Source organism: Dactylosporangium sp. NPDC005555, from assembly GCF_040605635.1.
Classification (GTDB): domain Bacteria; phylum Actinomycetota; class Actinomycetes; order Mycobacteriales; family Micromonosporaceae; genus Dactylosporangium.
Genome location: NZ_JBEXDG010000069.1, coordinates 1 through 12,620 on the forward strand (window position 1 = coordinate 1; position 12,620 = coordinate 12,620).

10 protein-coding genes are annotated in these 12,620 nt (G+C 71.0%); all 10 read right to left on the reverse strand.

The annotated features are described in order from the left end of the window. Positions 1-256: 256 nt before the first annotated feature. Positions 257-1,459 carry a molybdopterin molybdotransferase MoeA gene (locus tag ABZS58_RS43705; protein ID WP_354789981.1) on the reverse strand — a complete coding sequence of 401 codons (1,203 nt, stop codon included), beginning with the start codon at positions 1,457-1,459 and terminating at the stop codon, positions 257-259. Beyond that, on the reverse strand, positions 1,456-1,743 hold the full coding sequence (locus tag ABZS58_RS43710) for a DUF6457 domain-containing protein (RefSeq protein ID WP_354789983.1): 288 nt from the start codon (positions 1,741-1,743) through the stop codon (positions 1,456-1,458). The genes ABZS58_RS43705 and ABZS58_RS43710 overlap by 4 nt, the downstream gene beginning before the upstream one ends. Before the next feature lie 10 nt (positions 1,744-1,753). After that, complete coding sequence (locus ABZS58_RS43715; RefSeq protein ID WP_354789985.1) at positions 1,754-2,086, reverse strand: cupin domain-containing protein; 333 nt, start codon at positions 2,084-2,086, stop codon at positions 1,754-1,756. 38 nt (positions 2,087-2,124) lie between these two features. Beyond that, entirely contained in the window at positions 2,125-3,354 is a 1,230-nt protein-coding gene (locus ABZS58_RS43720) for an MFS transporter (protein ID WP_354789986.1), read from the reverse strand. A gap of 75 nt (positions 3,355-3,429) precedes the next feature. Continuing rightward, a complete protein-coding gene (gene narI / locus ABZS58_RS43725; RefSeq protein WP_354789987.1) occupies positions 3,430-4,182 on the reverse strand; it encodes a respiratory nitrate reductase subunit gamma in 753 nt (250 codons plus the stop codon). Continuing rightward, complete coding sequence (gene narJ / locus ABZS58_RS43730; protein ID WP_354789989.1) at positions 4,179-4,799, reverse strand: nitrate reductase molybdenum cofactor assembly chaperone; 621 nt, start codon at positions 4,797-4,799, stop codon at positions 4,179-4,181. The genes narI and narJ overlap by 4 nt, the downstream gene beginning before the upstream one ends. Then, the gene (gene narH, locus ABZS58_RS43735) at positions 4,796-6,436 is read right to left on the reverse strand and encodes a nitrate reductase subunit beta (protein WP_354789990.1); all 1,641 of its coding nucleotides are present in this window, start codon (positions 6,434-6,436) and stop codon (positions 4,796-4,798) included. Before narH ends, narJ begins: the two co-directional genes overlap by 4 nt. Continuing rightward, positions 6,436-10,104 (reverse strand): nitrate reductase subunit alpha, encoded by a 3,669-nt coding sequence (locus tag ABZS58_RS43740; RefSeq protein WP_354789991.1) that lies wholly within the window; start codon positions 10,102-10,104, stop codon positions 6,436-6,438. Before ABZS58_RS43740 ends, narH begins: the two co-directional genes overlap by 1 nt. 462 nt (positions 10,105-10,566) lie before the next feature. Continuing rightward, the gene (locus ABZS58_RS43745; protein ID WP_354789993.1) at positions 10,567-12,249 is read right to left on the reverse strand and encodes a SulP family inorganic anion transporter; all 1,683 of its coding nucleotides are present in this window, start codon (positions 12,247-12,249) and stop codon (positions 10,567-10,569) included. After that, entirely contained in the window at positions 12,249-12,584 is a 336-nt protein-coding gene (locus tag ABZS58_RS43750) for a metalloregulator ArsR/SmtB family transcription factor (protein ID WP_354790041.1), read from the reverse strand. Before ABZS58_RS43750 ends, ABZS58_RS43745 begins: the two co-directional genes overlap by 1 nt. Positions 12,585-12,620 lie beyond the last annotated feature (36 nt).

Consider the following 12,620-nt stretch of genomic DNA (forward strand, 5'->3'; position numbering starts at 1 on the left):
GCATCGACACGCGGCCGCCCCGCCTCCGGGTCGCCGCGGACCAGGCTTGAGCCGAACCGAGGAGCACCATCAGCGCCCTGCCGAGGCCGCTGCCGTGGAGGATGTCGCCGAGGCGGTCACGTCGATGGATGCTCAGAGCGCTCCTCGCGGGCACTGCCCGGCACCGTGCGGCACGACGCGCCTCGGCTGATGCGATCGTTGCGGACGCTGTCCAGGCCGCCTGACGCGGTGGCCGGACATTGGGTGCCCGGGGTGCTCAAAGGGGCATCATCAGGAGCTGTACCGTCTCGCCTGGCTGCCAGGTCGGCGGGAGGACGGCTAGCGCGTCCGCCTGAGCGGCTGGGCCGAGGTATCCGGGTCGGGCGCCGTGGATGAGGTGTGCTTCTCCCTGACGCCACTGCACGGGCAGGAGCCTGGTCACTCCCGGAGCGGGCAGGGCCTTGCCGCGGAACTGGACCTCAGGTGGTTCCGGGAGCGTTCTTCCGGCGAGACCGGCGAGAAGTGGCTGCACCAGGGTGTAGGCGGCGACCAGCGCGGCGAACGGGTTGCCAGGGACCCCTACGAGCCAGTGCTGCCCGGCGGATGCGAGCAGTTGCGGATGCCCGGGCCGGCAGGCCACGCCGTCGACGTGCACGGTGGCGCCGGTGGTATGGAGGGTGTCGTGCAGGCCGTCGGCCGGACCGACCGACGATGACCCGCACACGATGGTGACGTCGACGTCGGACAGCGAGCCGGCGACCGCTGCCGTCAGTGCGTCCGCGGGCCGGTCCGGCAGCCACCGCAGCTGCGGCGACGCGACATCCCACGCCTTCAGGAGGGCGGTGATGACGGGACCGATGGCGTCGCGGACCCGGCCGTGGGAGGGTATTCCGGCGGTGACGATCTCGTCGCCGGTCACCAGGACCCGGACCGACGGTTGGGTCCGCACGGTGACCGCGTCGATGCCTGCGCTCGCGGCGAGCCCGAGCGCGGCGGCGGTCAGGATGCTGCCTGCCGGCAGGAGCTGCTGTCCTGCATCGATGTATTCACCGGCGCGGCGGATGTGGCAACGGTCGCCGTCCGGCGCGGTGATGAGGCTGCCGGTGCGGCTGACAATCTCGTACTGCACGACCCGGTCGGTGCCGGCCGGGACCGGAGCGCCGGTGGCGATCTCCACAGCCTCGCCCGGGGTGAGCGGCCCGGCGGCCCGGGTTCCGGCCAGTGTGCAGCCGATCACGTGCCACGGGCCGGGACCGCAAACGGCGTAGCCGTCCATGGCGGCGTTGTCGAACCCCGGCAGCATGGCTGCCGCGGTCAACGGCTGGCCCAGAGTCCGTCCGGCGGCTTGGTCCAGGGGGACGTCCTGGGTGCCGAGGGGTGCGGGAAGTCGCTGTGCCAGCGTTCGTGCCTGCTCCCAGGCCATGGCTGAGCTGCTGTGGTGCTGGCGGAGCGCTGCTGCTACGGCTGCGGTGACGCTCATCGCCCCGGCTCCGCACCGGTCGATGATGGCCGCCCGGCGACGAGCCGGGAGGCGGCTGTCGCAGCGGTCTGAACGTCGGCGCCTCGTCCGACGGCGACGCCGAGAAGGTAGGTGGTCAGCGGGGCCGCAGGCCGGCAGACGCCGTGGGCGACCTGCCGGGCGACCTTGAGCAGGGCGATGCGGTCAGCCGGTGACACGTCGGTGATGTCAAGAGCCGAGGCGAGCTCCGTCAGCCACTCGGAATCCCCGGCCGTTGCCGCGCCGGCAGCCGGTTCCGTGGTCATCGCACGATCCTCAACGGGTCTTGGCCACAGTGAGCAGGACGGCGCTGTCCTGGAGCGCCTCGAGGGTATGCCGGGCATCCGGGATGACGAGCAGATCTCCGGCACTGCCTTCGGCGTTGTCGTCGGCGCTGGCGAGCCGGACCCGGCCGTGCAGCACGTGCAGGGTTGCCTCACCGGGGCTCTCGTGTTCGTCGAGTTGCCGTCCGGCGGCCAAAGCGATGAGGGTCTGGTGCAGGGTTCGGTCGTGGCCGCCGTACAGCGTCTGTGCGCTGCGGCCGCTGGAGGCGCTGCGGGCGACGGCCAGGTGCTGCTCGACCAGGGCTGGCAGTGAGGACGTGTCCATGGTGTTCGTAGCTGTCCCTTCGGGTCGGTGGGTGTGGGTCATGTAGTGCGGCGGGCGAGGGTGCTCATCTTGACGGCGGTGTAGACGGCTGCGGCGAGGGCGACGTCGGACAACAGCATCAGGCCGATGGCGTAGGAGCCTTCGACGCCGTAGACCCAGCCCATGATGAGGGGTGGGACGAAACCGCCGAGCCCGCCGGCGGCGCCGACGACGCCCGTGACGGCGCCGACCTTGTCGGCGGGTGCGACCTTGCCGACAAGCGCGAACACGGCGCCGCTGGCCGCGCCGAGCAGTGCCGCCATGCCGAGGAACGCGACCGTGGCCACCGGCATCAGGTCCGGCTGGAACGCCTGCACAATGGCGAACAGTGCGGTGCCGATGAAGCACCAGACAAGGACCGGGACGGGATGGAACCGGTCCGACAGCCAGCCGCCGATGGGCCGGGCGACGACCGCGAGGACGACGAACCCGGCGGTGCGCAGGGCGGCATCGTTGGCGGTGAGGCCGTAGGCGGTCTTGAGGTAGGCGGGCAGGTACACGCTGAAGGCGACGAACCCGCCGAACCCGACGGCGTACAGGAAGCACAGCTGCCAGGTGACGCCGAGCCGGCTCACGTCCAGGACCCGCGCGACCGCAGACCCGGCCGGCCGCTGCCGGCCGGGAGCGTCGCGGATGAGCAGGAACGCCAGCACCGCGTAGACGGCGAGGGCGGCGGCGACGATGAGGAACGGGGTGTCCTCGCCGTAGGCGTCGGCGAGCTTGACGGTGCTGAAGTTGGAGATCGCAGTACCGCCCATGCCGATACCGAACACACCGAGGGCGAACCCTTTGCGGGCCGGTGGGTACCAGCCGGAGACGAGCGGGACACCGACGGCGAAGGTGGTGCCGCCGAGGCCGAGGAAGAACCCGGTGATGATCAGCGCCGGGTACGACGACACGACGGTCAATGTCAGCACCGGCGCGATGGTGGCGAGGCTGACGATCGGGAACATGATCCGGGCGCCGTACCGGTCGGTGAGCGCCCCGACCGGGATCCTTCCCAGCGACCCGACGAGGACAGGCACGGCAACCAGCAGCGACTGCGCGGCGAAGCTCAGCCCGAGGCGTTCCTTGACGCCGGGCCCGAGCGGGCCGAGCAGCGCCCAGGCCCAGAAGTTCACGGTGAACCCGATGGTGGCCAGGATCAGGTTCCGTCCGGCGCCGGCCGCGGTCACCGGCGGTGCTGTCGCGCTCGCCGGTCTCTTCCTGGACGTGCCTGTTTTCGCCATGTCACACCTCGGCAGGGGGTTGGTCCGGCGCCACCGCCGGGGAAGGTGAAGGGCTGCTGCGTCGATCGGGCAGGATCAGCGTCGGTCGCGGTCCGCGCCGGTGGGCAGTTTCGGCGGGCCTTCCCAGCCCGGCCGGGTGGGGCGCAGGCCGGGGCGGGGGTCGCGGCTGCGGTACACGACGTACGGGCGGGTGAGGTAGCCGACCGGGGCGCTGAAGGCGTGCACCAGGCGGGTGAAGGGCCAGAACGCGAACAGTGCGAACGCGCCGATGATGTGCGTCTGGAACGACGTCGGCGTGGCGGCCATGAGGTCCGGGTCCGGCTGCAGGTAGAACAGCGACCGGAACCAGGGCGAGATCGTCTCCCGGTAGTCGTAGCCGTCACCGGCGATGTTCGCCTTCACGGTCGCCCACAGCCCCATGACGATGACGCCGGCGAGGACCACGTACATGGCCTTGTCGTTCTTCGTCGTGGCGGCGAACACGGGCCCGGTGAGGCGGCGGCGGGCGATGAGCAGCGCCATGCCGATCAGCGTGCACAGGCCGGCGACGGTGCCGATGAAGACGGCCGTCAGATGATAGGCGTGCTCGGTGATGCCCACCGCCTCGGTCCACGACTTCGGCACGAGCAGCCCGCCGACGTGCCCGACGAGGACCATGAGGACGCCGAAGTGGAACATCGGGCTGGCCCAGCGCAGCACGGAGGTCTCGTAGAGCTGGGAGGAGCGGGTCGTCCAGCCGAACTTGTCGTACCGGTACCGCCAGATCAGCCCGCCGACGAGGACCGCCACGGCGACGTACGGGTACACGACCCAGAGCAGGACGTTCATCGGCGGCCTCCGGTGGTGTCGACGAGTCCGAACGGCTCGAGGCCGACCTGCTCGACCGGCGGGCCGGTGCGGGCCAGGCGGGCGGCCGCCGCGAGGTCACCCGGCTGCGGGGGTGGCAGCATCTGCCGGACGGCCTCGATGGCGAGGCGGTAGACGGACTTCTCCGCCGCGAGGGCCTGCATGAGCAGGTCGAGGCCGATCCGATTTTCGCGCAGCAGCCGCCAGCCGCGCTCATCGACCGCAGCGAGGTCGAGGACGGCGGGCAGGTAGTCGGGCAGTTCCCCGTCGACCAGTTCCAGCCCGGCGCTCTTGTAGATCTCGGCGAACAGGACGAGGGCTTCGCCGCGTTTGCGGGTGTCGCCGGCTGTGTAGTAGGTCAGGTGCAGGCTGCAGCGGCGCCGGAAGTCGAACAGTTGCACGTAGTCCGCGGCGAGCTGCCCCGGGTCGGTGTCGCCTCGGTGACCGGCGACGAACCGCAGCGGCTCAGCGACCGCCGCCGGCACTCCGTCCGAGGCGGCGATGATCATCGGCAGCGCGGCCAGCACGTCCTTATCGGGGTAGCGCAGCAGCAGGGACGCGGCGCGGGCGGCCACCGCGCGCCAGGTCGGCCCGGTCATGGGTCGCCCCCGTCGTTCTTCGGCGGGAACATTCCCTGCGGGGTGCCTTTGCCGTCCCAGTTGAGCAGGTTCACCCGGGTCTCCTTGTCCGACGGCGCCGCGGTGGTGTCGGCGGTCTGCCGGTTGCGCAGCATGTGGAAGTTCTCCACCGAGATCGGCGCGGGCGTGCCCGACGCCTCGCCGAACGGACCGTCGTAGTCCACGGGACAGTCGGTCGCCAGTTGTTCGAGACGATGGGCGTCCTCGGCGTGCGCCGCCGGTATGACGTAGCGCTCCTCGTACTTGGCGATGGCCAGGAGGCGGTACATGTCGTCCATTTGCGCGCCGGTCATCCCGACCTCGGCCGCGATCGACTCGTCGCGGTCCTCGCCGAGGTTGATCCGCCGCTGGTACGAGCGCATCGCGGCGAGGCGGCGCAGCACGGCCGTCACAGGTGCGGGGTCGCCCGCGGTGAACAGCCCGGCGAGGTAGCCGACCGGGATGCGCAGCGCGTCGACGGCGCCGAAGAGGTTGCCGACGTCCTCGCCGTCGTGGCCGGTGCCGGACAGCGCGTCCACGACCGGGGACAGCGGCGGGATGTACCAGACCATCGGCATGGTCCGGTACTCCGGGTGCAGCGGCAGCGCCACCTCGTGCCGCATGATGAGGTCCCAGATCGGCGACCGCTGGGCGGCGGTGATCCAGTCCTCGGGGATGCCGGCGGCGCGGGCGGCCGCGACGACCGCGGGGTCGTTCGGGTCCAGGAAGACCGAGCGTTGCGCCTCGTACAGCGCGTGCTCGTCCTTGACAGCGGCGGCCGGTCCGACCCGGTCCGCGTCGTACAGCATGAGGCCGAGGTACCGCAACCGCCCGACGCACGTCTCGGAGCAGATCGTCGGCTGGCCTATCTCGATGCGGGGGAAGCAGAACGTGCACTTCTCGGCCTTGCCGGTGCGGTGGTTGAAGTAGACCTTCTTGTACGGGCAGCCGGTGACGCACATCCGCCAGCCGCGGCAGCGGTCCTGGTCGACGAGCACGATGCCGTCCTCGGCCCGTTTGTAGATGGCGCCCGACGGGCAGGACGCGGCGCACGCCGGGTTGAGGCAGTGCTCGCAGATGCGGGGCAGGAAGAACAGGAACGCCTTCTCGTACTCTTGCCGCACCTGCTCGGACAGTTGCTGCAGGATCGGGTCGCCGGCGGCGATCTCGTTGCCGCCGGCGAGGGAGTCGTCCCAGTTCGCCGACCAGGTGACCGTCGTGTTTCGGCCGGTGAGCAGCGACTTGGGGCGGGCGACGGGGGTGTCGGTGCCGGCGGGCGCGGACAGCAGGTGCTCGTAGTCGTAGGTCCACGGCTCGTAGTAGTCCTGCATGGACGGCAGTTTCGGGTTGGCGAAGATGCTCAGCAGCTTCTTGACCCGGCCGCCGGCGCGGGGCTTGAGCCGCCCGGTCCTGGTCCGGGTCCACCCACCCTGCCAGCGCTCCTGGTTCTCGTACGTGCGGGGATATCCCTGCCCGGGGCGGGACTCGACGTTGTTGAACCACACGTATTCGACGCCGGACCGGTTGGTCCACGCCTGTTTGCACGTCACCGAGCACGTGTGGCACCCGATGCACTTGTCGAGGTTCATCACCATCGACATCTGTGCCATGACCCTCATCAGTACTCCACATCCTGTGACCGGCGGCGGATGACGGTGACCTCGTCGCGCTGGTTGCCGGTCGGACCGAGGTAGTTGAACGCGAACGACAGCTGCGCGTAGCCGCCGATGATGTGGCTGGGTTTGATCAGCAGCCGGGTCAGCGAGTTGTGGATGCCGCCGCGGCGGCCGTTCGTCTCGGCCTTCGGCACGTCGATGACGCGCTCCTGGGCGTGGTACATGTACACGGTGCCCTCGGGCATCTTGTGCGTGACGACGGCACGGCAGACGACGACGCCGTTGCGGTTGACCGCTTCGATCCATTCGTTGTCGGTGACGCCGATCTTCGCCGCGTCGGCCTCGGACATCCACATCGTCGGCCCGCCGCGGGACAGCGTGAGCATGATGAGGTTGTCCTGGTACTCGGAGTGGATCGACCACTTCGAGTGCGGAGTCAGGTAGCGCACGGTCAGTTCGAGCTCGCCGTTGCGGCCGAGCCGCGGCTCGCCGAAGAGCTTGTGCATGTCCAGCGGCGGGCGGAACACGGGGAGTTCCTCGCCGAGCTCCTGCATCCAGTCGTGGTCGAGGTAGAAGTGCTGCCGCCCGGTCAGGGTGTGCCAGGGTTTGCCGCGTTCGACGTTGATGGTGAAGGGCGAGTAGCGGCGGCCGCCGTGCTCGCTTCCGGACCATTCGGGGCTGGTGATGACCGGCACCGGCCGGGACTGGGTGTCGGCGAAGCGGATCTGCTTGCCCTCGTGCTCCCGGGCGAGGTCGGCGAGCCGCTTGCCGGTGCGCCGTTCGAGGAACTCGAAGCCCTCGGTGGCGACCCGGCCGTTGGTGGTGCCGGACAGCGCCAGGATCGCCTCGCACGCGCGGATGTCGGTGTCCAGCCGGGGCCGGCCGTCCGCGACGCCGCCGCGGACGGTGCCGTTGACCTGCTTGAGGAACTCGATCTCCGGGTTCACGTCGACGGTGACGGCCTTCGTGGTGGTGCCGAGCCGGTCCAGCAGCGGCCCGAGCGAGCCCATCTTCGCGGCGACGGCGCCGTAGTCCCGTTCGACCACGATGAACTTCGGCATGGTCCGGCCCGGGACCGCGTCGACCTCGCCGGTCTTCCAGTCCCGGACGATGCCGTGCGGTGTGGCGAGGGCGTCGGGGGTGTCGTGCTGCAGCGGCGCGGCGACAAGGTCCTTGCGGACGCCCAGGCGCGGCCCGGCCAGCTTGGAGAAGACCTTGGCGATGCCGTGGAAGGCGTCGAAGTCGGTCCGGGTCTGCCACGGCGGGCTGATCGCCGGCGTGAAGGCGTGCACGAACGGGTGCATGTCGGTGGTGTTGAGGTCGTGCTTCTCGTACCAGGTCGCGGCCGGCAGGACCACGTCGGAGAACAGCGTGGTCGACGTCATCCGGAAGTCCAGTGACAGCAGCAGGTCGAGCTTGCCCTCGGGCGCCTCGTCGTGCCACGTCACGTCCTTCGGCCGCATCTGCGGCGGGGCCTCGGCGGCGCGCAGCGACGCGTCGGTGCCGAGCAGGTGCCGCAGGAAGTACTCGTTGCCCTTCGCGGACGACCCGAGCAGGTTGGCCCGCCAGACGGTGAGGACGCGGGGCCAGTTCTGGGGGGCGTCGGGGTCGGTGCACGCGAACCCGAGCCGCCCGTCGACCAGGGCGTCGGCGACGTGCTGCGCCGGATTGTCCCGATTGGCGGCGATGGCATCGTCGGCGACGTCGAGGGGGTTTCGGTCGAACGTCGGCATCGACGGCATCCAGCCCAGCCGAGCGGACTTCGCCAGGAGGTCCGCGGTGTGCCGGCCGGTGAACTCGCCTTTGGCCAGCGGCGAGGTGAGCACGTCGGCGGTGTACTGGTCGTAGCGCCACTGGTCGGTGTGCAGGTACCAGAACGCGGTGCCGATCATCTGCCGCGGCGGGCGGGACCAGTCCAGCGCGAACGCCAGGTGCGACCAGCCGGTGACGGGCCGGCACTTCTCCTGCCCGACGTAGTGCGCCCAGCCGCCGCCGTTGACGCCCTGACAGCCGGTGAGCGTGGTGAGCGCCAGCATCGCGCGGTACGTGGCGTCGGAGTGGAACCAGTGGTTGGTGCCGGCGCCCATCAGGATCATCGACCGGCCGCCGGAGCGCTCGGCGTTGTCGGCGAACTCCCGGGCGATCCGGGCGACCTGCGCGGCCGGTACGCCGGTGATCGGCTCCTGCCACGCCGGGGTGTAGGGAACGGCCGGGTCGTCGTAGCCCGCCGGCCACTGCCCGGGCAGCCCCGACCGGGCCACACCGTACTGGGCCAGCATGAGGTCATAGACGGTGGTGACGAGCCGGCCGGCCACCTCGGCGGTCGGCACACCACGACGCATCAGCTCCGGCACGTCGTTGTCGAAGCGCGGCAGGACCACCTCGACCGCGGCCCCGCCGGCACAGCTCAGCCGCGGCGTGATCGCGCCCAGGTCGAGGTTCCAGGTGCCGACGCCCGCCTCGCTGAACCGGTGCCCCAGGGAGCCGTTCGGCACTGCGGGCGCGTCGGTCGTGGTGTCCCACAGCGCCGGGCGGAACGCCGCCTCCGCGTCGGTGTCGCCGAGGTCCGCGGCGGTGACGAACTTGCCCGGCCGGTAGCCGCCGCCCTCCACCGGCTCCAGCGCGACCAGGTACGGCAGGTCGGTGAAGCGGGTGACGTAGTCGACGAACCGGGGCACGGTCCGGTCGACGAAGAACTCCTTGAGCACCACGTGCCCCATCGCCATCGCCAGTGCGCCGTCGGTGCCGGGCTGCGCGGGCAGCCACTCGTCGGCGAACTTGACGTTGTCGGCGTAGTCGGGCGACACGACGACGACCTTCTGGCCGCGGTACCGGGCCTCGGCCATCCAGTGCGCGTCCGGGGTGCGGGTGACCGGGACGTTGGAGCCCCACATCATCAGGTAGCTCGCGTCCCACCAGTCCCCGGACTCCGGCACGTCGGTCTGGTCGCCGGACATCTGCGGCGAGGCGACGGGCAGGTCGGCGTACCAGTCGTAGAACGACAGCATCGTGCCGCCGATGAGCGACAGGAACCGCGCGCCGACGGCGTGCGACACCATCGACATCGCCGGGATGGGCGAGAACCCCGCCACGCGGTCCGGGCCGTACTCCTTGATGGCGTGCACGTGCGCGGCGGCGACCAGCTCCTGCGCCTCGTCCCACGTCACGCGCACCAGGCCGCCCTTGCCGCGGGCCCGCTGGTACTGCTTGCGGCGCACCGGGTCGGCCTGGATGTCGGCCCACGCGGCGACCGGATCCCCGCCGAGGCGGGCCTTCGCCTCCCGGTACATGTCGACGAGGACACCCCGGGCGTACGGGTACCGCACCCGGGTCGGCGAATACGTGTACCAGGAGAACGCGGCCCCGCGCGGGCAGCCCCGCGGCTCGTACTCGGGCCGGTCCGCCCCGACGCTCGGGTAGTCGGTCTGCTGCTGCTCCCACGTGATGATGCCGTCCTTGACGTACACCTTCCACGAACAGGACCCGGTGCAGTTGACGCCGTGCGTGGAGCGGACCACCTTGTCGTAGGACCACCGGTCCCGGTAGAAGCTGTCCGCTTCACGCCCGCCGATCTGGTGCAGTGTGCGCCCGTCGGTGGAGACCTCCGCCCGGCGCACCAGCCCACCGACGCCCAGCAGCGCCCTGCCCGCCTTTTCGGCTGCGCTCGTCATCTGCCTCGTTCCTTCGTAGGTGACCTTGATGATCAGATTCGTCCTTACCAGGACCTCATGTGACCCCAACACGTAATTCGGTGTCATCTCATCGCGATCCCGTGCGGAACGACCGGGCCGAAAGTCCTCAATGAGCGGGACTATCGCACCAGCGTCTCAGTTCAAGGCAGCGCCCCATCCCGGGGCGCTCACTGGGCCAGCGGCTGCTGCGCCTTTACGCACGCCGCTGGAGAACGTTGCGCATGTCATCGTCGCCGGCCAGGCCGACAAGGCCGCTGTGGCGGTTGAGCAGCGCATCAGGCTCGTCCCAGCCGTTGGTCGACACCCGGCCGCGTCGAGCAGACCCACGACGACGGTGGATACACCGCGCGCTTCGACCGAACGTGCCACTGAACGAGCGGGTACTGCACCCGGCAGCGGTGTGGGGTGGGGTGGGGCGTGCCGCAGCGACGACCCGTCCGGCTATCCGGACGGCGACGGGCGACCGACGATGTGCGTCCGGGCGTGGTTGATGGCCGTGACGGTGTCCGGGAAGATCAGCCCGTCGCGGCGGAGGTCCTCGGCCACCCCGAGCGCCGTCAGGACCTGGTCGTGGCCGGTGAGGACACCGGACAGCAGCACGGTGATGCCGCGTCGCCGCAGGTGGGTGATCGCGTCACCGAGCACATGCGCGCCGGTGGCGTCAATTGTGGTGACGCGCGACATTCTCAGGATCACCACCCGTACGTCGGTGACCTCGGACAGTTCGATGAGGAAGTGGTGGGCCGCGGCGAAGAACAGCGGACCGTCGAGGCGGTAGGCGACGATGTGCTCGGCGAGCAGGTGGTGCTCTTCGGCGCTGTGGTCGCCGGGCTCCAGCGGCACCTGTTCGAGCTTGGCGCTGCGGGCGACGGCCCGCAGTGCGAGGACGGTTGCGACGCTGATGCCGACGGCGACGGCAGCGACGAGGTCGAACACGACGGTGACGGTGAACGTCAGTGCCAGCACGAGGGCGTCGCCGCGGGTGGATCGGGCCAGCGCGAGCAGTGCGCCGGCCTCGATCATCCGCACGGTGGTCGCCAGCAGGACCCCGGCGAGCGCGGCGAGCGGGATGCGGGACACGAGCGGCGCGGCGGCCAGGACGATCACCGCGAGGGCGACGGCGTGGGTCAGCGCGGCCAGCTTCGACCCGGCACCGGCGCGGACGTTGACCGCGGTGCGGGCGATCGCCGCCGTCGCGGGAATCCCTCCGAACAGCGGCGCCGCCAGGTTCGCCAGCCCCTGGCCGAACAGTTCCCTGTCGGGGTCGTGCCGCTGGTTGACGGTCATCCCGTCGGCGACGGTGGCCGACAGCAGGCTCTCCAGCGCGGCGAGCGCCGCCACGGCCAGCGCGGAGGGCAACAGTGTCCCGATCGCGCCGAGGTCCAGGAAGTCCAGCGACGGTGCGGGCACGCCTGCCGGCAGCGCACCGATCCGGGCCAGGCCGAGCGGGACGGCCTCGGCCGCGACCGTCGCCGCGGCGACGCCGAGCAGCGAGAAGGGCAGCCCCGGCCGCAGCCGTGCGCCGACCAGCATCACCGCCGCGACACCCACGGCGACGCCGACCGGTGCGAGATGCGGATGGCGGGCGAAGCGCACCAAGGCGTCGCCGGCCACGGCCCAGACCTTGTCGCCGTGGGCGCCGGTGACACCGAGCGCGGCCGGCACCTGCTGCAGAGCGATGACGACGGCGATGCCTGCGGTGAACCCTTCGATGACCGGGGTGGGCAGGTAGCGCACGTAGCGGCCGAGCCGGGCCAGTGCGAGGGCGATCAGCACGAGACCGGCCAGCGCGCCGACCATCAGCACGCCACGACCGCCGAACTGCTGGACCACCGGCACCAGCACCACCGTCATCGCGCCGGTCGGACCGGACACCTGCAGGTTGGAACCGCCGAACACGGCCGCGACAGCGCCCGCCACGACCGCTGTGACGAGTCCCGCCTGCGCGCCCAGGCCGGACGTCGCGCCGAATGCCAGCGCCAGCGGCAGGGCAACGACCGCGACCGTGAGCCCGGCGAGCAGGTCCCGGCGCGGCGCGCGGCGCACCGCTGCCCAGTCGGACGGTTGCGGCAGCAGGCCGGTCAGGCGGCGGACGGCGCCGGGAACCGCTGTCGGCGTGGTCATCAATCCCGCGTTCCGGCCTGGAGTTGCACGAGCAGGCCTTCGCGGTCGGTCAGCACCGCGCCGAGGATCCGCCGTCCCGCCGCCAGCAGGTCGGCCACGTCCGGCGTGCTCAGCGCGTATACCACCGATGACCCGTCACGGCTTGACGTGACGAGGCCCGCTCTGCGGAGCACCGCCAGCTGCTGGGAAAGGCCGGGAGCCTCGACGTCGATGTCGGCCAGCAGGTCACGCACGGGTTTCGGGCCGTCCTGCAGAAGCTCCAGCACCCGGATCCGCACCGGATGACCAAGGGTGCGGAACAGTTCGGCCTTCGCCTGGTACAAGGGCACGGACATGCCGTCACCCGCCTTCCCGATCGTGTGCGGTATGCC

Coding starts and splice junctions, on each gene's coding strand:
- ABZS58_RS43705 (WP_354789981.1), bottom strand. CDS start 1,459: ATGAGCGTCACCGCAGCCGTAGCAGCAGCGCTCCGCCAGCACCACAGC.
- ABZS58_RS43710 (WP_354789983.1), bottom strand. CDS start 1,743: ATGACCACGGAACCGGCTGCCGGCGCGGCAACGGCCGGGGATTCCGAG.
- ABZS58_RS43715 (WP_354789985.1), bottom strand. CDS start 2,086: ATGGACACGTCCTCACTGCCAGCCCTGGTCGAGCAGCACCTGGCCGTC.
- ABZS58_RS43720 (WP_354789986.1), bottom strand. CDS start 3,354: ATGGCGAAAACAGGCACGTCCAGGAAGAGACCGGCGAGCGCGACAGCA.
- narI (WP_354789987.1), bottom strand. CDS start 4,182: ATGAACGTCCTGCTCTGGGTCGTGTACCCGTACGTCGCCGTGGCGGTC.
- narJ (WP_354789989.1), bottom strand. CDS start 4,799: ATGACCGGGCCGACCTGGCGCGCGGTGGCCGCCCGCGCCGCGTCCCTG.
- narH (WP_354789990.1), bottom strand. CDS start 6,436: ATGAGGGTCATGGCACAGATGTCGATGGTGATGAACCTCGACAAGTGC.
- ABZS58_RS43740 (WP_354789991.1), bottom strand. CDS start 10,104: ATGACGAGCGCAGCCGAAAAGGCGGGCAGGGCGCTGCTGGGCGTCGGT.
- ABZS58_RS43745 (WP_354789993.1), bottom strand. CDS start 12,249: ATGACCACGCCGACAGCGGTTCCCGGCGCCGTCCGCCGCCTGACCGGC.
- ABZS58_RS43750 (WP_354790041.1), bottom strand. CDS start 12,584: ATGTCCGTGCCCTTGTACCAGGCGAAGGCCGAACTGTTCCGCACCCTT.